The following is a 21,124-nucleotide window of genomic DNA, read 5'->3' as shown; positions in this document are numbered from 1 at the left end:
AGCCTACCGACCGTTATGGGCTGATTTCCGCGCCTACCCGATTGCGCGCAGGCGGGGCGCCAGATCGCGCTGGAACAGATCCAGGAACCGGCGCTGATCATGACCGGGCGCGTGGAAGACCAGGTGGTTCAGGCCCGCGTCCAGGTACGGCTTGATCTGCTCGACCGCCTGGTCCGGATCGCTGGCGACGATCCAGCGCTTGGCGATCTGCTCGATCGGCAGCGCGTCGGCGGCCGCCTCCATTTCGATGGGATCGGTGATGGAGTGCTTCTGCTCCGCGGTCAGCGAGAGCGGGGCCCAGAATCGGGTGTTCTCCAGTGCCAGAACGGGATCGGTGTCGTAGGAGATCTTGATCTCGATCATCCGGTCGATGTCGTCGACGGAGCGGCCGGCCTTGGCGGCGCCCTCCGCGACGGCGGGCATCAGCTTCTCGGTGTAGAGATCCATACCCTTGCCGGAGGTGCAGATGAAACCGTCACCGGCGCGGCCGGCATAGCGGGCCACCAGCGGGCCGCCCGCGGCGATGTAGACCGGGATGCCGCCCTTGGGCACGTCGTAGATCGAGGCGCCGACGGTCTTGTAGTACTGGCCGTCGAAGTCCACCCGCTCGCCCGTCCACAGTGCGCGCATCAGGTCCACCGACTCGCGCAGCCGCGCGAAACGCTCCTTGAACTCCGGCCATTCGCCCTGGAACCCGGTGGCGATCTCGTTCAGCGCCTCACCCGAGCCGACGCCGAGCATGATGCGATCCGGGTACAGGCAGCCCATGGTGGCGAAGGCCTGTGCGATGACCGCGGGGTTGTAGCGGAAGGTCGGGGTCAGCACCGAGGTGCCGAGCTGAATGCGCTTGGTGCGCTCGCCCACCGCGGCCAGGAAGGCCAGCGAGAACGGGGCATGCCCGCCATTGTGCCGCCACGGCTGGAAATGGTCGGAGACGGTGGCACTGTCGAGGCCGTGCGCCTCCGCCTCCACCGCGAGCTCCACCAGTTCACGCGGGCCGAACTGTTCCGCGGACGCCTTGTAACCGAGCTTGAGGTCTTTCACCTGGGGACTCCTGTCGCCTTGCTGCGCTCGAGCTGTGCGGGCCAACCTCCCGCACGACCGCCGCGACACCGGGCATCGCGAACGGTCCTACTTCGCACGATAGGTCAGCGGTGAAACGCGGTGCGGCAGGGGTCACACCCAAGGGATCGAACCCCGGGTGGGCGGACGGTATTCCGGGGATGAAACCGGTCGGACGGTCGGCAAGAGCAGGAATATATGAGCGTTCGGTCCCGGGATAGCGGAGAATGTGCGCGTGACCAACGCGAGCGCTGAACCGATCCTCTCCTATCTGACCGACATGGACGGCGTCCTCGTGCACGAGAATCACATGGTGCCCGGGGCCGATCAGTTCCTCGCCGAACTGCGCGACAACGACATTCCGTTCCTGGTGCTCACCAACAATTCGATCTACACCGCGCGCGATCTGCAGGCCCGGCTCAGGCACACCGGCCTCGACATTCCGGTCGAGTCCATCTGGACCTCCGCCCTCGCCACCGCGACCTTCCTCAACGACCAGCGCCCAGGCGGCACCGCCTACGTGGTCGGTGAATCCGGCCTGACGACCGCGCTGCACGAAATCGGTTACGTTCTCACCGATTCCGACCCGGACTACGTGGTGCTCGGTGAAACCCGCACCTACTCTTTCGAAGCCATCACCACCGCCATCCGGCTGATCTCCGCGGGCGCGCGCTTCATCGCCACCAACCCGGACGCCACCGGCCCGTCCCGCGAAGGCATCCTTCCGGCCACCGGCTCCGTCGCCGCCCTCATCACCGAGGCCACCGGCCGCAAGCCCTACTACGTCGGTAAGCCCAACCCGCTGATGATGCGATCGGCGTTGCGCCGCATCGGTGCCCACTCCCAGTCCACCGTCATGATCGGCGACCGGATGGACACCGACGTCATCTCGGGCCTGGAGGCGGGCATGCGGACCATCCTGGTCACCACCGGCATCTCCACCCCGGCCCTGGTCGAGCAGTTCCCGTACCGCCCGACCACCATCCTGCCGTCGGTGGCCGCCCTGGTCGGCAAGACCAAGGACCCGTTCGCGCTGTAGTCAGGCCATGCCCGCCGCGTCGCCCCCGAGCGCGTCGAGGGCGGCCGACAGGGTCGTCAGCGCGTCCACGATGTGGGCCAGCTGCTCGATACCCAGCTGCGCCACCAGCCGTTTCGCCATGGCCGCGTGCTGCGGGTCGATCCGCCGCACCGCGTCGTGACCCGCCTCGGTGATGGCCACCAGCTTCGCGCGCCGATGCGCCGGATTGGGGCGGTATTCCACGAATCCCTTGTCCGCCAGCACATCCGCGATGCGCTGCACGCTCTGGCGGGTGATACCCATTTCGCGGGCGATACCGGCCACCGGGAGCGGTTCGTGCAGAATCGCGCCGAGCACCTGCCACCACGCGACCGTGATCCCGGACGGCTTGGCCAATTCCTCTGCGATCGAGAGGAATTGGCCGTTCAGCTTGAACGAGGTGACGGCCGCGGCCCCGAGCAGCTGCTGCGCGGTGCGGGTCATTGCGCGGCCGCCGCGCGCTGCTGCTCGTACTCGAACAACGCGTAGAAGCCCGCGGGATCATTGTTTCCGTACAGCCGGTACCAGGACTCCAGTACGTGCGGCTCGTAGATACCCAGGCGCGCGAAGATCTCGCGGGCGAAATCGACCGGCCGGGTGCCGGTCGCGGTGATCAGGTCACCGTCGGTGACCGCGGTCGCCTGAACATAGTGCTCGCCACCCGAATATCCGCTGTACGCAAGATATCCCGCGTCATTGCTGGTGTGCCGCCGATCGTCCAGCAGGCCCTCCTGCGCCAGCCCGAAGGTCGCGCCGCAGATCGCCGCCACCGGCACCCCGGCCGCCAGAAACTCCCGGGCCTTGCGCGCGAAGGCCGCCGGCGTCTCGGAATGCCGCTCGGTTTCGAATCCCGGCAGGATCAGCATGGCGCTGTCGGCGGGCTTCAGCTCATCCAGAACCAGATCGGGCAGGACCCGCATGCCGCCCATCGAGGTGATCGGCCCGGCGCCGAGGGCGACCGTCTTCACCTGCCAGGTTCCGGGCTCGCGGTGCCAGAGTGCGCGATTGATGTGTGCGGTCGCATGCCCGACCTCCCAGTCCGAGAAGGTGTCGTACAAGGCCATGTGGACTGTTTTCAGCATGACAGCATGCTGTCATGTTTGACAGCATGCTGTCAATCAACGCTCGACGACTCGCGCCGGATCAGCTCAGCGCCTGGTCCAGGTCATTGAGCAGGTCCTCCACGTCCTCGAGCCCGATGGAGATGCGGAGCACGCCATCGGTGAGCCCCACGGCCGCACGGCCTTCCGGGCCCATCGCCCGGTGGGTGGTGGTGGCCGGATGCGTGATCAGCGTCTTCGCATCGCCGAGGTTGTTGGAGATGTCGACGATGCGCAGGCGGTTGAGCACCTCGAAAGCGCGCTTCTTGGCCTCGTTCTCCGGCGCCTTCAGCTCGAAGGTGATCACCGTGCCGCCGCCGGACATCTGACGCTTGGCCAGCTCGTACTGCGGGTGCGAGGACAGGAACGGGTACTTCACCCACGCCACGGCGGGATGCGTCTCCAGGAACCCGGCGATCTTCAGCGCGGAGTCCACCGACTGGCGCAGGCGCAGCGGCATGGTCTCCAGACCCTTGAGCAGGGTCCACGCATTGAAGGGGCTCATCGCCGGACCGGTGTGGCGCATCAGGTTCTTCACCGGGCCGTCGATGTAGTCCTGCGGTCCGAGGATCGCGCCGCCGAGCACCCGGCCCTGCCCGTCGATGTGCTTGGTGCCCGAGTACACGGTGATGTCGGCGCCCAGGTCGAAGCCGCGCTGCAGCAGCGGAGTGGCGAAGACGTTGTCCAGCACCACCTTCGCGCCCGCCGCGTGCGCGAGATCGGAGACCGCGCGCACATCGGTGAGGGTCTGCATGGGGTTGGAGGGGGTCTCGAAGAAGACGGCCTGGGTCGGCACCGACAGCGCCTGTTCCCACTGGTCCAGATCCTCGCCGTCGACGAAGACCGTCTCCACGCCCCAGCGCGGCAGGATCTCGTTGGCCACCACGAAGCAGGAGCCGAACAGGCTGCGCGCCGCCACCAGGCGGTCACCCGCGGCGAGCAGCGCGCCCAGCGCGGTGAACACCGCCGACATGCCGGAAGCCGTCGCGAAACAGGCCTCCGCGCCGTCGATCAGGCGCAGCCGCTCCTCGAACATGGCGACCGTCGGGTTGCCGTAGCGGGAGTAGACGAAGTGCTGGATATCGCCGGTGAAGGACGCCTCGGCCGCCTCGGCGCTCTCGTAGACGAAACCCGAGTTGAGGAACAGCGCCTCGGAGGTCTCGTCGAACCCGGAGCGCCGGGTGCCGCCGCGCACGGCCTGCGTAGCGGGGCCGACGCCCTCGGGGAGCGGTTTGTCGAAGGAACCACCGGTGATCATGACTGCCTCCCTGCGATCCGGCCGGACACGAAACTCATGACTGACGCCAGGGCAGGCCGTCGGCCCGCCAGCCGGTACCGCCGCGATGCCCCTGACCGTCGAGCGCACCCTCGAAGCCGTCGACCACGTTGAAGGACGGGGCGATGCCGAGGGTGGTGGCGGCGGTGGCCGCGCCGATGGAGCGCTGACCGGAGCGGCAGATGAAGATGACCGGCGCGGCCGAGTCCTGGCCGCGATCGCCGAGCGCCTGCTTCAGCTGATCGGTGAAACGGGCATTGGGCGTGCCGGAGACGTCCACCCACTCGATCAGCGCGGTCGGCCGGCCGATGCCGCTGGTGTCGGGCACCCCGACGAACCGCCACTCGGCTTCGGTACGCACATCCACCAGCACCGCATCGGGGTTGTCGCGCAACAGTTCCCACGCCTGCTTCGGCGTGATGTCACCCGCGTAGCTCACTTGTACCTCCTGTGAATCCGCACTTGCCGCACCGCTGTCCGATGCGAGGCCAGGTCGTCACCCGGAGCACCCCACCGCGGAGGAGGGTTGCCGACCAGCCAGCCGGGGCTTGACGCTGGTACTCATGACCTGGGTTGAGACTGCCGAAAAAACGGCCCCACTGTCAAACCCCGGCCGCGACTTCGGCCGTTGTCAGGAATTGCAGACCAACCAGCGGGAATTCTCCCGGGTGAAGTGCCAGGTCGAGGTGGTTTGGGCGCCGGCAACGGTGAAAGTGACCTGCGCCGTGGCCTTCTCGCCGTCGACGGCCGGGTCGTCCAGCTTGTCGAACGTGATGGTCCCCCCGGTCGCGGCCGCACTCTTCAGCGGCGAGGCGTTCTCGTCGAATCCCTTGCAGGACAGGGCCGGATCGTACTTGCCGTTGTCGCTACGGAACTTGATGAAGTTGCCCGCGGCCACCGCGAGCCGATCGGAATCTGTGACATTCTTCTCAACCGGCGAGACCAGCGCCGCGATCACGATACCCAGGATCACGACCGCGATGACGCCCGCCGCGACCAGGAACGGCCACATGCTGCGGGCCTCGTTCTGATCGATCGGAACCGATGTCTCCCCGGCTGTCTCCTCGGCGTCGCTCATGGGTAGATCATGCCTGGTCGCCGCCGTCCGCCCGGCACGGCCTTCCTACGGTTCGGGCCTCGGCATTCCCACAGTTCACGGCCCTGCGCGTGAAGGGCCTCGTCCGCCATCGATAGAATCAGCAGAATTTCCGCCCCAGGCGCGGGAATAGCAAGACTACGCAGCAACGCTGCAGCGTCGGGGGCCAACGGCGGTCACCGAAGCCAGGGCGTCAACTTAGCCTAAGCTAAGAACGACGGCTGAGTTTTGACGACAAGTTAGTTTCGACCCAAAGGGTGCGCGGAAGAATGACCGAACAGAGTGCAGCGACCCGCCCGCTACGCATTGCGATCGTGGGCGCAGGCCCGGCCGGTATTTACGCCGCCGATGCCTTGATGAAGTCCGATGCCGAGGTGAGCATCGACCTCTACGAGCGCATGCCCGCGCCCTTCGGCCTGATCCGCTACGGCGTCGCGCCCGACCACCCGCGCATCAAGGGCATCATCACCGCCCTGCACAAGGTCCTCGACAAGCCGCAGGTCCGCCTGCTCGGCAATATCGACTACGGCGTCGACATCACCCTCGAGGACCTGCGTCAGTTCTACGACGCGGTCATCTTCTCCACCGGCGCCAACGCCGACCGCGCCCTCGAGGTGCCGGGCATCGACCTCGACGGCTCCTACGGCGCCGCCGACTTCGTGTCCTGGTACGACGGCCACCCGGACGTGCCGCGCACCTGGCCGCTGGACGCGGAGAAGGTCGCCGTCCTCGGTGTCGGCAACGTGGCCCTCGACGTGGCCCGCGTGCTCGCCAAGACCGGCGACGAACTGCTGCCCACCGAGATCCCGCCGAACGTCTACGAGGGCCTGCAGGGCAACAAGGCCCTCGAGGTCCACGTCTTCGGCCGCCGCGGACCCGCCCAGGCCAAGTTCACCCCGCTCGAGCTGCGCGAACTCGACCACTCCCCGACCATCGAGGTCATCGTCGACCCCGAGGACATCGACTACGACGAGGGCTCCGAGGCCGCGCGCCGCCACTCCAAGCAGGTCGACATGATCTGCAATACGTTGGAGCAGTGGGCCATCCGCGATGTCGGCGACCGCCCGCACAAGCTGTTCCTGCACTTCTTCGAGAACCCATCGGAGATCATCGGCGCCGACGGCAAGGTCGTGGGCCTGCGCACCGAGCGCACCCAGCTCGACGGCACCGGAAACTGCAAGGGCACCGGCGAATTCAAGGACTGGGACATCCAGGCCGTGTACCGCGCGGTCGGCTACCTGTCGCAGAACATCCCGCTGCTGCCCTTCGACGACCAGGCCGGCACCGTGCCCAACGAGGCCGGGCGCGTGCTCGTCGACGAGGACGCCGACGGCGCGGCCCGCTACATGCCCGCTACCTACGTGACCGGCTGGATCAAGCGCGGCCCGGTCGGCCTCATCGGCCACACCAAGGGCGACGCCAACGAGACCATCGCCTGCCTGCTCGACGACGCCCCGAACTTCACCCCGGCCGCGCGGCCGGAGCTGGAGGCGGTCACCGAATTCCTCGAGCACAAGGGCATCCCGTTCACCACCTGGGCCGGCTGGTACCGCCTCGACGCGCACGAGCGCGCCCTGGGCGAGCCGCAGGGCCGAGAGCGGGTCAAGGTCGTCGAGCGCGACGAGATGCTCGCCGCCTCCGAACCCGGCAAGGTTTCCTGACCAGCGCCGGGCAAGGTGTCCTGACCAGCGCCAATCCGGCTGCCGGACAAGGTTGTCCACACATGTCACCGTTCTGAGGCATGCTGATCACGTGTTCGATGCCCATCTCCACATCTTCGATCCGCGGTTCCCGCTGGTCGAGAACGAGGGCTACCTGCCCGACCCGTACACCATCGCCGCCTATCGCAAGCGCATGTCCCGCTTCGATATCGACGGTGGCGCCGTGGTCAGCGGGTCGTTCCAGGGCACCGATCAGAGCTATCTGCTGGCCGCCCTCGCCGAACTCGGCGAGGGCTGGGTCGGTGTCACCAATCTGCACGTGGACGCCACCGACGCGGAGATCCTCGAGCTGAACCGGGCCGGGGTGCGGGCCATCCGGTTCAACCTCAAGCGCGCGGGCGGCGACATCGTCGGGCTCACCATGCTGGCGCTGCGGGCCTACGAACTGGCCGGCTGGCATGTGGAGCTCTACATCGACGGGTCCATGCTGGGCTCGCTGGAACCGGTCATCACCAAGCTGCCCAAGCTGTCGATCGACCATCTGGGCATGTCCGACGACTGCCTGCCCTACCTGCTCAACCTGGTCGACCGCGGGGCCAAGGTGAAGGCCTCCGGCTTCGGGCGGGTGGCGATGAATGTGGGCTCGGCCCTGCGCAAGATCCACACCGTCAACCCCGAGGCCCTGATGTTCGGCACCGACCTGCCGGGTACCCGGGCCGGACGGCCGTTCCGCGACTCCGATATCTCGCTGCTCGCCGACGCCGTGGGCTCCGATCTGCACCGGGTGCTCGAGGACAATGCCCGCGCGTTCTACGGGCTGCCCGCCAAGGAACGCCTGTTCGAGGACCCGAACCCGACCATGCGCCGGGCCGCGGGCGAAGCGCCCACCCTGCGGCTGCCGCGCTCGGAGCTCCCCGGCCCCCCGCCCCCGCCCACCCTGCCGCTGCCGATCATCGATCGCTAGCGCACCGGGCCACCCGCTGAGGGCCGCGGAGACTTCGCGTTATTGTCATACCGTCAACACCGGTGTGTGAGCCGGTGCGCAGGATTCGACGACGAACCGAGGTAGGGCGTGAGCACTCCATCCACCGCCAAGCAGGGCCCGCTCGCGGGCATCCGGGTTGTTGAACTGGCCGGCATCGGCCCCGGTCCGCACGCGGCACTGCTGCTCGCGGACCTCGGCGCCGACGTGGTGCGGGTGCAGCGGCCCGGCATGCTGCCCGGCTTCATGGAGCGTCCGCAGTGGCGCGGTCGCACCATCGTCGAGGCGAACCTGAAGGATCCCGCCGACATCGAGCAGGTGCTCGGACTCATCGAGAAGGCCGACGTGCTGCTCGAGGGTTTCCGGCCCGGCGTCACCGAGCGCATGGGGCTGGGCCCCGACACGGCGCTGGAACGCAATCCGCGCCTGATCTACGGCCGCATGACCGGCTGGGGCCAGTACGGCCCGATGGCCGACCGCGCCGGACACGACATCAACTACATCTCGCTCACCGGTGTGCTGAACGCCATCGGCCGCAAGGGCGAACGCCCCGTGCCGCCGCTGAACATGGTCGGCGACTTCGGCGGCGGTTCCATGTTCCTGGTCTTCGGCATCCTGGCCGCGCTGGTGGAACGCCAGAACTCCGGCAAGGGCCAGGTCATCGACGCCGCCATGATCGATGGCGCACTCGCGCTCTCGCACATGATCTGGGGCATGAAGGGCGTCGGCCTGTGGTCCGACGAGCGCGGCACCAACCTGCTCGACACCGGCATGGCCTTCTACGACACCTACGAGACCTCCGACGGCAAGTACATGGCCGTGGGCTGCATCGAACCCCAGTTCTACGCGGAACTGCTGCAGGGCCTGGAGATCTCGCCCGAGGGCCTGCCCAACCAGCTCGACCCCAACGGCCAGGACCAGCTGCGCAAGCTGTTCACCGAGAAGTTCAAGACCAAAACCCGCGACGAGTGGTGGGCGGTCTTCGAGCACACCGACGCCTGCACCACCCCGGTCCTGACTTTCACCGAGGCCGAACAGAATCCGCACATCCAGGCCCGCACCGGGCTGATCGATATCGACGGCGTCGTGCAGCACGCCCCGGCCCCGCGCTTCTCACGCACGCCGGCGGGCATCCCGACCCCGCCGCCGAACGAGGGCACCCCGATCGAAACGGTCTGGGCGGACTGACCTTCCGCGCACGGCCGAACGCCCCCTATGGAATTCCACAGGGGGCGTTGACTTTTCCGATGCGGCGGGTAGCTCCCGGACTTACGGGGCGACGAGCTGGATGTCGAGCTCGATGGCGATCTTGTCGCTCAGCATGGCGTTGGGCATGCCCGGGGCGACGCCGAACTCGCTGCGCTTGATGGTGCCGGAGGCGGTGAAGCCGGCGTGCTCCTTGTTGTCCTGCGGGAAGACCTGCACGCCGCCCCACTCGACCTCGAGGGTGACGGGCTTGGTGATGCCGCCGATGGTGGCCTCACCGGTGACCTCGAACTCCTCGCTCAGGGCGACGGGCTCGGGGACGCGGAAGGTCAGGTGCGGGCGGTTGGCGACATCGAGGATGTCGGCGCTGCGGACGTGGCCGTCGCGCATCTCGTTGCCGGTGTCGAAGGAGTCGAAGTAGATGGTGGCCTCGATGGCGGCCTCGCCGGCCTCGTTGACCACGAAGCCGGTCTCGAAGCGGTTGAAGCGGCCGCGGACCTTGGAGATGCCCAGGTGCTTCACGGTGAAGTTGACCGAGGAGTGGGCGGCGTCCAGGGTCCAGGAGCCGGGGGCGAGAGTGGTCTGCTCGGAAGTCGTCATGTCAACCACTCTAAGTGGACTCCGGTCCGATTATCCACACCGTGGTTATCCGGGGACTGCCAGGGCGCGGATAACGGAACCAGGACCAGGCAGTATGGAAGGGTGTCCCGTTCCGAATTCGCCGAGTTCCTGATCGCCCGCCGCGCGCAACTGCAGCCCGAGGACGTCGGACTGCCCGCCGGGCGGCGACGGCGCACACCCGGCCTGCGCCGCGAGGAGGTGGCCGCGCTCGCCGGTGTCAGCGCAGACTACCTGGCCCGCCTGGAACAGGGACGCGACACCAACCCCTCCACCGCCGTGCTGGCCGCCCTCGCGGAAGCCCTGCGGCTCAACGAGATCGAGAAACACCACTTCGGCAAGCTGGCCCTCGGGCTGGAACAGAAGGCTTCCTGCCCCGCCTCCGGGCAGGCCCGGGAACAGGTCTCCGAGACCATTCAGGCGGTCATCGACGCCCTGCAGCCGACACCCGCGCTGGTGCTCGGGCGCTGGCTGAACCTGCTCGCCGGAAACCCCTCCTTCCGCGCCTTCGCCGAACCCCTCGGCATGTTCGACGCGGAGGCGCACGGCAACTTCGCCATCTACGTCTTCGCCCATCCGGCCGCCCAGCAGACCTTCCTGAACTGGTCCGACGTCGCCGATATGGCTGCCTCGTCCCTGCGCGCCGCCACCACCCGGTTCCCCGACGACCCGTCGGTCGAGGCCGTCGTCACCGCCCTGAACCGCCACCCGGAGTTCGAGCGACGCTGGCGCGAGCACCGGCTCACCGATTTCCGATCCCTCGTGCTGAAGATTCAGCACCCGGCCCGGGGGGCGGTCGAGGTGGAGGTCGAGACCCTGGATCCGGCCGCCGACCAGACCGTCATGGTCTGGCTGGTCGACCGCCGCCAGGCCCGCACGCCCGGATTACGGCTGGTCAACGAATAAAAGCCGCAGGCTCCGGGGGTTTCGTTCCCGCTGCCGCGGCGGGTCGGGCCATCTACAGTTGAGCCATGGCTCGGAATTGGCCGATGGTCGAGCGGGTGAAAGAACTCGAATCGATCAGGTCGGCACTCACCGGCGACGAGTTCGTCGGGGCGGTGCTCACCGGTGACGCGGGGGTCGGCAAGACCACGCTGGCGCGGCAGGCCACCGCCGCCGTCGGCGGCAATATCCGCTGGGTCGCGGGCACCGAATCCGCCCGCAGCATTCCGCTCGGGGTCTTCGCGCACATGGTGGGGGTGTACACCGCCCACGATCCGGTGACCTTCATGGCGGCCGCGCGCGAGGCGCTGCTCGCCGACGGGCACACCATCATCGGCGTCGACGACGCCCATCTGCTCGACCAGCTCTCGGCCACCCTGCTGCTGCAGCTGGCCATCGACAAGGCCGCGCACATCGTGTGCACCGTACGCAGCGGGGTGCAGGTGCCCGACGCGGTGACCTCGCTGTGGAAGGACGGGCACCTGCTGCGCATCGACCTGAAGCCGTTCACCCAGCGCCAGAGCGTGGAACTGGTGGAATCCATGCTGGGCGGGCAGCTGGAGGGCTTCACCGCCAACCTGATGTGGGAATCCTCCGGCGGCAATGCGCTTTTCCTGCGGCACCTGGTCGAGGGCGCGCTGGAGGCCGGGACGCTACGGCAGGTCAGCGGGGTGTGGCAACTGCGCGGGCGCGCGGCCGTCACCTCGGAATTGGCTGCGCTGCTGGAGGATCGGGTCGAACAACTGCCCGAGTCGGTGCTGCGGGTGCTGGAACTGCTCACCTTCTGCGAGCCCATCGACCTGGACGTGCTCTCCGAACTCGCGGGCGAGGAGGCGGTGGAATCCGCCGAATCACGCGGTCTCATCAGGATTGTCGAGAACAGCCATCAGCTGCTGGTGCGTTACAACCATCCGCTGTTCGGTGAGGTGATCCGGCGGCGGCTGGGTATCGCGTCGGCGCGGCGGCTGCGCGGGCGGCTCTACTCCTCGCTCCGGGACCGGCCCATCAACTCCGCGTCCGAGCGCATCCGATTGGCCGAATTGGCCTTGGACAGTGACAAATCCGCGGATCTCGAGCTGTTCCAGGCGGCGGCCGCGGATGCCATCGCGCTGGCGAATCTGCCTCTGGGCGAACGGTTCGCGCGCGCGGCGGTGGAACGCCAGGGCGGGGTGGAGGCCGCTGACCTGCTGGCCCGCGCGCTGCTGTGGCAGGGGCATCGCATAGAGGCCGAGCGCACACTGGCCGGATTCGATCCGGACGAGATGAACGAGGTGCAGCTGGCGCGCTGGGGCAGCACCCGGGTGTCGAACCTGCTGTGGTCCATGGGCGACGCGGATCGCGCCGATACCGTGCTGGAATCGGTGCGGCACCGGGTCACACATCCGAAAATTATTGCGACACTGGACGCTCTGGCCTCCGCGTGCGCGGTCAACGAGAACCGGATCGACGACGCGTTCGCTCTCGCCGAGCCGGTCATGTCCGCCCCGGACGCGCCACCGTGGGCGGTGTACTGGGCTGCCTTCGGTGGCGGACTCGCCCTCGCGCTCATGGGACGCGGTGAAGCCGCCCGGCAGTACGCGGCCCGCTCGCACGCCGTGGAGTCGCATATCGACGGATTGAACCGATTCATCTCCGCGCACGCGGAAGTACTGGCCCTGACCTTCATCGGCGAGTTGGAAGCCGCGCGCCGATGCGCGAATACGCCCTACCCGTTCTCCTCCCCCGGCCAATATCTGGCCTGGGGCATGGCCAAGATCCTGCAGGGCACCGTGGACGTGGCGCAGGGCCAGTTCCCGCAGGGCATCGACAATCTCGAGCAGGCGCTCGCGGCGCTCACCACCGAGGGCGCGGCGTCCTGGATGTTCCCGGCCCAACTGCGGCTGGCGGAGGCGTACTCGGCGCTCGGACGGCCCACCGAAGCGGCGGAAGCCATTACGGCGGCGACCCTGCGAGGCGGGCGTCACAGTGCCGTTTACGAACCGCTGCTCGAACTCGTGCGGGCCATGCAGACGGCGGCCGAGGGCACCGCGACGCCGGCCGTACGGCTCGCGCTGGGGGCGGCGGATCTGGCCGCACGCACCCACCAGCACGCCATCGAGGCCATGGCGCTGCACGCCGCCGCCCGCTTCGGCGATCAGTCGGTCGCCGGGCGGTTGTCGGATCTCGCGGCCCGCATCGACGGGCGGCTGGTGCAGGTGCAGGCGCGGCACGCGGTGGCGGTCGCGGCCCACGACGGAACCGGATTGGACACCACCGCAGCGGAATTCGAGGCAATCGGGGCGCTGCTCTCCGCGGCGGACGCGGCTGCGCAGGCCGCCTCCGCGCACGAGCGGGCGGGTGACCGCCGGCGACTGCTGGAATCCGCGGCAACCGCCAATCGGCTGGCGGCCGCCTGCGGTGGCGCGTCGACCCCGGCGCTACGGCAGTCCGCGCAGCCGCTGCCGCTGACCGCGCGCGAACGGGAGATCGCGAATCTGGTGGCGGCCGGCCTGTCCAACCGGCAGATCGCGGACCGGCTGACCGTCTCGGTGCGGACGGTGGAGGGGCACCTGTACCGGGCGTGCATCAAGCTCGACGTCACCGATCGGGAGGCGCTGGCGGAATTGATGCGCGGGGGGACGCCGTCGGGCAAATCAGCAAAGCTGACCTGATCCGGATCGATAAATGAATACCGGCGTGTTCCGCCACGCCGGATGCCCGGCCGCCGGCGTCCTGCTGCTGCCGGCCTTGGCCATCGCCTGCGCGGCCCCGCCGGCACCGGTGCGGCCAGCGGGGCCTTCCAGCCGCTCCCCCACTCGATTCGCCCGGCGGAATGCAACTTCGCACCCCCAATTCGAGGCGTTGATCTGCGTCGATGCGGATAGGGCCGGTGCACGGGCAAGCCGAGCCAGGGGTTCCCGCGAATAACCGGTAGTCATGGCCGGTCTCGGGACCGCCGCAACGAAATATGTTCGGAAGGCAGGTGTTTCGGCATGCTCCGTCGGGATCGTGAAGTGAAGGGCACCGTGGCTCGGCGGGTGATCGTCGCGGGCGTCGTTCCGCTGGCGTTGACAGTGGCCTGCGCGAATACGAGTGACCACTTGGCCGAGTCGGCGCAGCGCAGCCCGACCCTGACCGCCGTGCAGCCGAGTGACACCCGCGCCCCGGCCGATACCGGTGCCCCGGAAGCGAATCCGCAGCCCGATGCGGCTGCCCGGGACGCCGCGGGCACCGCCGGCACGTCGAGTTCCGTCCAGTCCGCCCCGCGACCCGGCGCCGCCCAGCCGGGCGTGGCCCTCCCGGCCCATGACCAGGACCGCCCCCGCCCACGTCCGAGCCTCGCGCAGCCCGGCGTCACCGTGCCGAATCACCCACTGCCGCAACCACAGTCGCCGTCGCAGGCCGACTACCCGATCCCCTCGAACTTCCGTCCGATCCCGAATCACGAAGCGGCACCGGCGGTCGACTTCCGAACCCTGCACGCCCCGGCGGTGGTGGACCCGGTCCTCCCGATCGCCCCGCCCCCGCGCACCGTCCGCATCGGCGACTTCAGCACCCCCGCCCCGGACCAGCTGCCCGACACCATCCTTGACACCCTCAACGGCGCAGCCGCCGACACCGAGGCCGGCCTGGCCACCGGCCTCAACTCCATCGGCGTCAACCCGAGCCGCTCCGACAAGATCGCCGCGGGCACCCTCGGCGGTGCGGCGATCGGCGGGGGCATCGGCGCCATCGGTGCGGGCGTTCCGGCGGCGCTGCTCGGTGCGGCAGTCGGCGGTGCGATCGGCGCGGGCGTCGGCGCTGCGGTCGGATTCGGGCTCGGTTCGGCCGGTGTCGTCCTGGCGCCGTGGGCCGCGCCGATCGACGTCCCGGGCGGCACGGCCGGTGGGGCGCTGATCGGCGCAGGCGTCGGCGCTGCCGCTGGAGCCGCGGCCGCGGGCATCCCGGCCGCACTCGCCGGGGGAGCTGTGGTCGGCGCGGGAGGCGCGGCGCTGGGTGGGTTCCTGGGCGGCGCGCTCTGACGCACACCTTCCGGCGATACAGGGCATCCGCACCGGGCTTTCGGTGGGATGCATTCCATATGGCAGTGGTCAGAAGAGGGTGGGCTCGCCGAAGCCTGGCGTGCGCTCGATTTCCAGGAGGCGCTGTTTGGTGGTGAGGCCGCCGGGGGCGGAGAAGCCGTGCAGGGCGTGGTCGGCGGCTAGTACCCGGTGGCAGGGGATGATCAGGGGGATCGGGTTACGGCCCAGGGATTGCCCGACGGCCTGGGCGCCGCCGGGGGCGCCGATGCGGTTCGCGACCGCGCCGTAGTTGAGGGTGTGACCCGGGTCGATGGCGCGGGTCACCTCGTAGACGGCGCGGTCGAAGTCGTTGAAAGCGCTGGTGTCCAGGGGGATCCAGCGGAGGTCGTCCAGGTCGCCGGTGAGGTGGGCGCGGATGCGGTCGATGGCCGTGGCCAGCTCGGCGGTGGGCTCGGCCTCGTGGATGTCGGCCAGGCGGTGGCGGCGCAGGATGTGGGTACGGGTGGCCGCGGGGTCGCGGTCGGGAAGGGCGAAGCGCAGGACGCCGGTGGCGCTCCACGCGATGGCGCACACGCCGATCGCGGTATCGAAGAGCGCCGCCGACGCCAGGGGTCGGGCCGGGGCGGACATGAGGCCAGTGTGCACGGTGGCACCGACAAGAATCCGATTCAAGTCCAGTTAGCTAGAACTGGACTGATTCCCCTCGGCACGGGATGGTGGACAGGGCGGCCACGGCCGGAGCGCTGCGACGGAATCGCCGCGCGGGAGCCGGCGGGCAGGCATCCGGGCGGAGCGACGCGACGGCCGCGAGGTCCGAATACTGCCGGGACGCTTCATATTCGGCGACCGACCAGTCCGACATGGGAGCATGCGGGCGATAGCGCTCCAGCAGCTCACCCCAGCGCTCACCGGGCTTGGGCGCATACCGGTACACGAGACCGGCGAAAGCGGCGACGATCAGAATGGAGACCAGCAGAGCGACCATGAGCCCATAGTGGCTCCGGTCCGGACTTGAAGAAAATATCCAGTACCCCGATACTGGCCTGTATGGCGACACGAGTGATCGGCGCGGCCAGTCTGACGCGCGACCTGGGCCGGTGGCGGAACGACGAACCGGGCGCCCCCGCCGACAACGGCAAGCGTTCGACGCGGCCCGCCTACGTGGCACTGGCGGAGAGCATCCGCCTGCTCATTCACGACGGCCGCGCGCCGCTCGGCGTCGCGCTGCCCAGCGAGCGCGATCTGGCCACCGCCCTCGCGGTCAGCCGCACCACCGTCACCTCCGCGTATTCCCTGCTGCGCGAGCACGGTTACCTGATCAGCCGCCAGGGCTCGCGCAGCACCGTGGCGCTGCCGCCGACCGTGGTGCACGACGGCGCGAAGCCCGCGCGCAGCATCCTGGCCATGATGGCGCAGCCGGAACTGCCGACCATCGACATGACCTACGCCGCCATGGCCGCCCCGCCGCAGATGACCGAGGCGTACTCCTTTGCCCTGCAAGGGCTTCCGACCTATCTCGGCACCCACGGCATGGACCCGGTGGGTGTGCTCATGCTGCGCGAGGCGCTGGCCCGCCGCTACACCGAGCGCGGGCTGCCGACCGAGCCGGAGCAGATCCTCATCACCCTGGGCGCGCAGCACGGTCTGCGGCTGCTGCTCAATGTGCTCACCACCCCGGCCGAGCGCGTGCTCATCGAGCATCCCACCTATCCGAACGCCATCGAGGCGATTCGCGATGTGGGTGCGCGCCCGGTGCCGGTGCCCATGCGCCCGGACGGCTGGGATCTGGACGGAATCCGCAGTGCCGCACGGCAGACCGCGGCCAGCGTCGCCTACCTGATTCCGGACTTCAACAATCCGACCGGTCACCTGCTCGACGCCGAGGGCCGGGCGGAACTGGCGGCCATCGCCCGCGAGACCCGCATGACGGTGATCGTCGACGAATCCATGGTGGATCTGAACCTCACCGACCTCGAATCACCGCCCCCCGCCGCCGCTTTCGCCCGCAATTCGGAGATCGTCACCATCGGTTCGGCCTCCAAGTCCTTCTGGGGCGGCCTGCGCGTCGGCTGGGTCCGCGCCAATCAGGCCCTGATCACCAAACTCCTGGGCACCCGCTCCACCGTCGACCTCGGCACCCCCGTCATGGACCAGCTGGCCACCGTCCACCTGCTCCGCAATGCCGACGAAATCCTCACCACCCGCCGCGACCAGCTCCGTTCCCGCCGCGCGGTCCTGCTCGAAACACTCGCCGAGGAACTCCCCGACTGGCGCGTCACCGAGGGCGTCGGCGGCATGTCCGTGTGGGCCCAACTCCCCGCCCCGGTCTCCACCGCCTTGGCCGCCACCGCCCCCAACCACGGCGTATTGCTCGCCGCCGGACCACGTTTCGGCGTCCAGGGCGCCTTCGAACGCTTCATCCGCCTCCCCTTCACCCACGAGGAATCCGACCTGCGAGTCGCCGTGAAGTCCATCGCGGCGGCCGCCGCCGCGCTCAACCCGCACGCCGCCGACCCGCTCGCCCCGCTGATCACCTACTGACGCCGCTCCCCCGCCTCCCCGGGACTTCAGCGGGCAGCTGAGTGCCGTCGTGGGTTCGGCGCCCGTGCCTGCGTTGGGTGCGGAACCAATTCTGGTCGTACCCGGTGAGTTACCCGCATCTTGCGAAATCAGTTGTCGCTGAGCGGAAAACACGCGCCCGCCGCTATCGCGGCGGGCGCGGGCCGTCTCAGGGCATCATGCGGGTACCGGGGGGCATGCAGCACTGCCTTGCTGGGTGTCCCGCTGAAGTCACCGGGAGGCGGGGGAGCTCACCCCAGAATATCGTGGCGGACGATGGTCTGGTCGCGGCCGGGGCCGACGCCGATGCACGAAACCCGCGCGCCCGACAGTTCTTCCAGGCGCTCGACGTAGGCCCGGGCGTTGGCGGGGAGCTCCTCGAAGGTGCGGGCGCCGGAGATGTCCTCCCACCAGCCGGGCATTTCCTCGTAAATCGGCTTGGCGTGGTGGAATTCGGTCTGGGTGGTGGGCATCTGCTCGACCCGCTCACCGTCGATCTCGTAGGCGACGCAGATCGGGACGGTGTCCAGGCTGGAGAGCACATCCAGCTTGGTGAGGAAGTAGTCGGTGATGCCGTTGACGCGGGTGGCGTAGCGGGCGATCACGGCGTCGAACCAGCCGGTGCGGCGGGCGCGGCCGGTGGTGACGCCGACCTCGCCGCCGGTCTTGGCCAGGTAGGTGCCGGACTCGTCGAAGAGTTCGGTCGGGAACGGGCCGGAGCCGACGCGGGTGGTGTACGCCTTCAGGATGCCGAGCACCGTGGTGATCTTGTTCGGGCCGACGCCCGCGCCCACCGCCGCGCCACCCGCGGTCGGGTTGGAGGAGGTGACGTACGGGTAGGTGCCGTGGTCGACGTCCAGCAGGGTGCCCTGCGAACCCTCCAGCAGCACAATCTCATCGCGCTCGAGCGCCTGGTTGAGCAGCAGCCGGCTGTCGGCGATGCGGTGCTTGAAGCCCTCGGCCTTCTCCAGCACCTCGTCCACCACCTGCTGCGGGTCCAGCGCGCGGCGGTTGTAGATCTTCACCAGCACCTGGTTCTTGAATTCCAGTGCGGCCTCGACCTTCTGGGTGAGGATCTTCTCGTCCAGCACGTCGGCCACGCGGACGCCGACGCGGGCGACCTTGTCCTGGTAGCAGGGACCGATGCCGCGGCCGGTGGTGCCGATCTTCTTGTTGCCCAGGAAGCGTTCGGTGACCTTATCGATGGCCACGTGGTACGGCATGATCAGGTGCGCGTCGGCCGAGAGCAGCAGGCGGGAGGTATCCACACCGCGCTCTTCCAGACCGGCGAGTTCGGCCAGCAGCACACCCGGATCCACCACCACGCCATTGCCGATGACGTTGGTCACATCCGGGGTGAGGATGCCGGACGGGATCAGATGCAGCGCGAAGCTCTCACCATTGGGCAGCACCACGGTGTGACCCGCGTTGTTGCCGCCCTGGTATCGAACTACCCACTGGACCCGATCGCCGAGCAGATCGGTTGCCTTGCCCTTGCCCTCGTCGCCCCACTGGGCGCCGATCAGCACGATTGCCGGCATGTGAGTGTCTCCTACGGGTTCGACGCGCAGCCCCTCTGGTGCTGCAGCTACCCGCCGTCAGAAGGCGGTGGCCGTAGGCACACTTTACGGGAGTCCCCCATGAGTCCCGCGAGGCGGCATACCCGCAGTTCGCGGCCCGCCTCGGTCTGGACTGCGCGCCGCCTCCCCGCGCTCGGAGCGGATACGGGAGCGAAGCGGCGAAGCGTAGGGCAAATCGGGCACGTAACGGATGCGCAGCGAGGACAGCGTGGCAAATGAGACAGGGCTATGGTGGCACGGGGAGAGGGACCGGCGGGGGTCCATCGGATATGCAGCGAGGCGGATAGGTGTTGGCAAGCCAGAGGAGGGTGTTCGGCAGTTGAGTACCCATGTTCTCCGCTGCGACGGCGCGCCTGTTCCCATCGCGCTGGCATCCCTGCCCCTCACCCAGACCTCCGCCATTCCCGATACCGGCGCTCTGGACGAGTTGCTGCCGGTCATGGCCGCCGACAGCCTGCCCCGGCTCATCGTGCTCGGTGAGGATGCCGGATTGGCCGCGGTCCTCACCCATCTGATGCGCACCGAACGCCTCGGCGTCGAAATCGGTTATGTGCCCATCGATCGCACCTACGGCTCCCGCGCCTACGAGACCGGTACCGGCTCCGCCGCCGCCAAGCGCGCGCTGGAGGGCAAGGCCATCGCGACCCCGCTGATTCGCGACGACACCGGCAAGGTGCTGATCGGCCGCGCCACCCTGGTCGGCGAGGCGGGCGCGAAGCTGGAGGGCGAGGCCTACGTCGACGACACCCGGCTGTTCACGGGAAAGGTCGCGGCACTGCATGTTTCGCCCATGCTGGAGATGCCCGGCCTGCACGCCACCGTGCAGCGCGGCCTGCGCAAGAAGCGCTGGGTCGAGGGGCGCGCCATGCAGCTGGGCACCAGCGGCGCCATCGTCACCCGCGACGGGATCACCACCGATCGGCTGGTGAAGCGCTCCACGTTCTATCGGCACCACGAACCTTGGCTGCTGGTTCGCTGATTCACCCCCAGAATGGGTAGCGGCGTACAGCAGAGCCGACCAGTTGGGAGTATCAGGTGAATTACCCGCGCGCGGTGGGCCGGGCATCCGGAGCGGTCCGGCCCAGTCCGGTGTTCCTACTGGTCGTGGTGATCACGGTGGCGGGCGGGGCGCTCGCCTGGGACGCCGACTACGGTTCGCGCCAGGCCCAATTCGGCGTTTTCATCCTGGTGGTAGCGGGCTGGATCGTGTCCATCTGCCTGCACGAATTCGCGCACGCGTTTGTGGCGTGGCGGGCCGGGGACCGCGAAGTGGAGATGCGCGGGTATCTGACCCTCAATCCGCTCAAGTACAGCCATCCGCTGCTGTCGATCGCGCTGCCGGTGGTGTTCATCGCGCTCGGCGGGTTCGCGCTGCCCGGTGGTGCGGTGTACGTGCACTCGCACAACTTCAGCCCGCGGATACAGCGGATCCTGAGCGGCGCCGGGCCCGCGGTGAACGCGCTGTGCGCGATCGTGCTGCTGGTGATCGTGCGGTTCTACGGCAGCACCCATTCGCACGCGGCATTCTGGTTCGGGCTCAGTTACCTTGCGTTTCTGCAGATTACGGCGACCGTGCTGAACCTCATCCCGATTCCCGGCACCGACGGGTACGGGATTCTGGAGCCGTCGCTGAGCTATCAGACGCGGCGGTCGCTGGATCAGATCAAGCCGTTCGGCATCCTGATCCTGTTCGCGCTGCTGTTCACGCCCGAACTCAACCGGCTCTTCTTCGACGCGATCAACGCGCTGTTCGAACTGTCCGGGCTGCCGGGCGGCTGGTGGTCGGCGGGCAGCGCGCTGACGCGCTTCTGGCTCTGATCCGGGTGGGCCGCCCGGACGACCCGGTGTCGGGCGGCCCATCGCAACGACATCGGTCCGGAGAAACCGTTGCCACCCGTCGCTGCGAGTCCGGAACCGGACTACCCCTCGTAAATCCGGCCTGATACGAACGGTAGAGGGACGCAACCGGTTCGACGCGAGTAGC

The 21,124-nt window shown here is 68.7% G+C and carries 20 protein-coding genes and 1 riboswitch; of the genes, 10 read left to right on the top strand and 10 right to left on the bottom strand.

What is annotated here, in order from left to right:
- Positions 1-33: 33 nt before the first annotated feature.
- Positions 34-1,044 (bottom strand): glucose-6-phosphate dehydrogenase (coenzyme-F420), encoded by a 1,011-nt coding sequence (gene fgd / locus ACFXKA_RS24115; RefSeq protein WP_354843444.1) that lies wholly within the window; start codon positions 1,042-1,044, stop codon positions 34-36.
- A 298-nt stretch (positions 1,045-1,342) separates the two neighbouring features.
- On the opposite strand from fgd, the gene ACFXKA_RS24110 reads away from it, so the two are divergent.
- Positions 1,343-2,101, top strand: coding sequence for an HAD-IIA family hydrolase (locus ACFXKA_RS24110; protein WP_379429045.1), 759 nt, complete (start codon positions 1,343-1,345; stop codon positions 2,099-2,101).
- On the opposite strand, the gene ACFXKA_RS24105 is transcribed toward ACFXKA_RS24110, so the two are convergent.
- The 5 genes from ACFXKA_RS24105 to ACFXKA_RS24085 all read right to left on the bottom strand — a co-directional run bounded on the left by ACFXKA_RS24105 (position 2,102) and on the right by ACFXKA_RS24085 (position 5,573).
- Complete coding sequence (locus ACFXKA_RS24105; RefSeq protein ID WP_379429000.1) at positions 2,102-2,563, bottom strand: MarR family winged helix-turn-helix transcriptional regulator; 462 nt, start codon at positions 2,561-2,563, stop codon at positions 2,102-2,104. It abuts the gene before it with no gap.
- Positions 2,560-3,201, bottom strand: coding sequence for a type 1 glutamine amidotransferase family protein (locus tag ACFXKA_RS24100; RefSeq protein WP_379428999.1), 642 nt, complete (start codon positions 3,199-3,201; stop codon positions 2,560-2,562). Before ACFXKA_RS24100 ends, ACFXKA_RS24105 begins: the two co-directional genes overlap by 4 nt.
- 61 nt (positions 3,202-3,262) lie before the next feature.
- On the bottom strand, positions 3,263-4,477 hold the full coding sequence (locus tag ACFXKA_RS24095; RefSeq protein ID WP_354843436.1) for an O-succinylhomoserine sulfhydrylase: 1,215 nt from the start codon (positions 4,475-4,477) through the stop codon (positions 3,263-3,265).
- 34 nt (positions 4,478-4,511) lie between these two features.
- Positions 4,512-4,934, bottom strand: coding sequence for a rhodanese-like domain-containing protein (locus ACFXKA_RS24090; protein WP_354843433.1), 423 nt, complete (start codon positions 4,932-4,934; stop codon positions 4,512-4,514).
- 14 nt (positions 4,935-4,948) lie between these two features.
- Positions 4,949-5,064: riboswitch (SAM riboswitch) on the bottom strand.
- A 62-nt stretch (positions 5,065-5,126) separates the two neighbouring features.
- Complete coding sequence (locus ACFXKA_RS24085) at positions 5,127-5,573, bottom strand: hypothetical protein (protein WP_379428998.1); 447 nt, start codon at positions 5,571-5,573, stop codon at positions 5,127-5,129.
- Positions 5,574-5,860: 287 nt separating this feature from the next.
- Here ACFXKA_RS24085 and ACFXKA_RS24080 point away from each other — a divergent pair, with 287 nt between their 5' ends.
- The 3 genes from ACFXKA_RS24080 (at position 5,861) to ACFXKA_RS24070 (ending at position 9,422) form a co-directional block, all read left to right on the top strand.
- A complete protein-coding gene (locus tag ACFXKA_RS24080; protein ID WP_354843427.1) occupies positions 5,861-7,252 on the top strand; it encodes an FAD-dependent oxidoreductase in 1,392 nt (463 codons plus the stop codon).
- Between the two features lie 91 nt (positions 7,253-7,343).
- Positions 7,344-8,216 (top strand): amidohydrolase family protein, encoded by an 873-nt coding sequence (locus ACFXKA_RS24075; RefSeq protein ID WP_354843425.1) that lies wholly within the window; start codon positions 7,344-7,346, stop codon positions 8,214-8,216.
- Positions 8,217-8,324: 108 nt separating this feature from the next.
- On the top strand, positions 8,325-9,422 hold the full coding sequence (locus tag ACFXKA_RS24070) for a CaiB/BaiF CoA-transferase family protein (RefSeq protein ID WP_354843423.1): 1,098 nt from the start codon (positions 8,325-8,327) through the stop codon (positions 9,420-9,422).
- 81 nt (positions 9,423-9,503) lie between these two features.
- Here ACFXKA_RS24070 and ACFXKA_RS24065 read toward each other — a convergent pair whose 3' ends face one another.
- Positions 9,504-10,040: a YceI family protein gene (locus ACFXKA_RS24065; protein ID WP_354843420.1), complete on the bottom strand. Its 537-nt coding sequence runs from the start codon at positions 10,038-10,040 to the stop codon at positions 9,504-9,506.
- Positions 10,041-10,142: 102 nt separating this feature from the next.
- Here ACFXKA_RS24065 and ACFXKA_RS24060 point away from each other — a divergent pair, with 102 nt between their 5' ends.
- From ACFXKA_RS24060 to ACFXKA_RS24050, 3 genes are all read left to right on the top strand, one after another.
- Positions 10,143-10,964: a helix-turn-helix domain-containing protein gene (locus tag ACFXKA_RS24060; RefSeq protein ID WP_354843417.1), complete on the top strand. Its 822-nt coding sequence runs from the start codon at positions 10,143-10,145 to the stop codon at positions 10,962-10,964.
- Between the two features lie 65 nt (positions 10,965-11,029).
- A complete protein-coding gene (locus ACFXKA_RS24055; RefSeq protein WP_379428997.1) occupies positions 11,030-13,651 on the top strand; it encodes a LuxR C-terminal-related transcriptional regulator in 2,622 nt (873 codons plus the stop codon).
- A 321-nt stretch (positions 13,652-13,972) separates the two neighbouring features.
- Positions 13,973-15,001, top strand: a complete 1,029-nt coding sequence (locus ACFXKA_RS24050; RefSeq protein ID WP_379428996.1) for a hypothetical protein — start codon at positions 13,973-13,975, stop codon at positions 14,999-15,001.
- A gap of 69 nt (positions 15,002-15,070) precedes the next feature.
- Here ACFXKA_RS24050 and ACFXKA_RS24045 read toward each other — a convergent pair whose 3' ends face one another.
- Together ACFXKA_RS24045 and ACFXKA_RS24040 are read right to left on the bottom strand one after the other, a co-directional pair.
- Complete coding sequence (locus ACFXKA_RS24045; RefSeq protein ID WP_354843407.1) at positions 15,071-15,631, bottom strand: methylated-DNA--[protein]-cysteine S-methyltransferase; 561 nt, start codon at positions 15,629-15,631, stop codon at positions 15,071-15,073.
- Between the two features lie 52 nt (positions 15,632-15,683).
- Positions 15,684-15,986, bottom strand: coding sequence for a hypothetical protein (locus ACFXKA_RS24040; RefSeq protein WP_379428995.1), 303 nt, complete (start codon positions 15,984-15,986; stop codon positions 15,684-15,686).
- Between the two features lie 62 nt (positions 15,987-16,048).
- Here ACFXKA_RS24040 and ACFXKA_RS24035 point away from each other — a divergent pair, with 62 nt between their 5' ends.
- Positions 16,049-17,542, top strand: coding sequence for a PLP-dependent aminotransferase family protein (locus ACFXKA_RS24035; protein ID WP_379428994.1), 1,494 nt, complete (start codon positions 16,049-16,051; stop codon positions 17,540-17,542).
- A 269-nt stretch (positions 17,543-17,811) separates the two neighbouring features.
- Here ACFXKA_RS24035 and ACFXKA_RS24030 read toward each other — a convergent pair whose 3' ends face one another.
- Entirely contained in the window at positions 17,812-19,101 is a 1,290-nt protein-coding gene (locus tag ACFXKA_RS24030; protein ID WP_379388662.1) for an adenylosuccinate synthase, read from the bottom strand.
- Between the two features lie 358 nt (positions 19,102-19,459).
- On the opposite strand from ACFXKA_RS24030, the gene ACFXKA_RS24025 reads away from it, so the two are divergent.
- Together ACFXKA_RS24025 and ACFXKA_RS24020 are read left to right on the top strand one after the other, a co-directional pair.
- Complete coding sequence (locus ACFXKA_RS24025) at positions 19,460-20,119, top strand: hypothetical protein (RefSeq protein WP_354843395.1); 660 nt, start codon at positions 19,460-19,462, stop codon at positions 20,117-20,119.
- A gap of 56 nt (positions 20,120-20,175) precedes the next feature.
- Positions 20,176-20,958 (top strand): site-2 protease family protein, encoded by a 783-nt coding sequence (locus ACFXKA_RS24020; protein ID WP_354843392.1) that lies wholly within the window; start codon positions 20,176-20,178, stop codon positions 20,956-20,958.
- The last annotated feature ends 166 nt before the right edge of the window (positions 20,959-21,124 follow it).

The organism is Nocardia sp. NPDC059228, assembly GCF_042754245.1.
Taxonomy (GTDB): domain Bacteria; phylum Actinomycetota; class Actinomycetes; order Mycobacteriales; family Mycobacteriaceae; genus Nocardia.
This window is presented reverse-complemented; position numbering and strand designations above follow the sequence as displayed.

What these genes read in the sequence shown, in the direction of transcription:
- ACFXKA_RS24055 (WP_379428997.1), top strand. Translation starts at nt 11,030, where the DNA reads ATGGCTCGGAATTGGCCGATGGTCGAGCGGGTGAAAGAACTCGAATCG.
- ACFXKA_RS24095 (WP_354843436.1), bottom strand. Translation starts at nt 4,477, where the DNA reads ATGATCACCGGTGGTTCCTTCGACAAACCGCTCCCCGAGGGCGTCGGC.
- ACFXKA_RS24080 (WP_354843427.1), top strand. Translation starts at nt 5,861, where the DNA reads ATGACCGAACAGAGTGCAGCGACCCGCCCGCTACGCATTGCGATCGTG.
- ACFXKA_RS24100 (WP_379428999.1), bottom strand. Translation starts at nt 3,201, where the DNA reads ATGCTGAAAACAGTCCACATGGCCTTGTACGACACCTTCTCGGACTGG.
- ACFXKA_RS24045 (WP_354843407.1), bottom strand. Translation starts at nt 15,631, where the DNA reads ATGTCCGCCCCGGCCCGACCCCTGGCGTCGGCGGCGCTCTTCGATACC.
- ACFXKA_RS24050 (WP_379428996.1), top strand. Translation starts at nt 13,973, where the DNA reads ATGCTCCGTCGGGATCGTGAAGTGAAGGGCACCGTGGCTCGGCGGGTG.
- ACFXKA_RS24065 (WP_354843420.1), bottom strand. Translation starts at nt 10,040, where the DNA reads ATGACGACTTCCGAGCAGACCACTCTCGCCCCCGGCTCCTGGACCCTG.
- ACFXKA_RS24105 (WP_379429000.1), bottom strand. Translation starts at nt 2,563, where the DNA reads ATGACCCGCACCGCGCAGCAGCTGCTCGGGGCCGCGGCCGTCACCTCG.
- ACFXKA_RS24040 (WP_379428995.1), bottom strand. Translation starts at nt 15,986, where the DNA reads ATGGTCGCTCTGCTGGTCTCCATTCTGATCGTCGCCGCTTTCGCCGGT.
- ACFXKA_RS24110 (WP_379429045.1), top strand. Translation starts at nt 1,343, where the DNA reads ATGGACGGCGTCCTCGTGCACGAGAATCACATGGTGCCCGGGGCCGAT.
- ACFXKA_RS24030 (WP_379388662.1), bottom strand. Translation starts at nt 19,101, where the DNA reads ATGCCGGCAATCGTGCTGATCGGCGCCCAGTGGGGCGACGAGGGCAAG.
- ACFXKA_RS24035 (WP_379428994.1), top strand. Translation starts at nt 16,049, where the DNA reads ATGGCGACACGAGTGATCGGCGCGGCCAGTCTGACGCGCGACCTGGGC.
- ACFXKA_RS24085 (WP_379428998.1), bottom strand. Translation starts at nt 5,573, where the DNA reads ATGAGCGACGCCGAGGAGACAGCCGGGGAGACATCGGTTCCGATCGAT.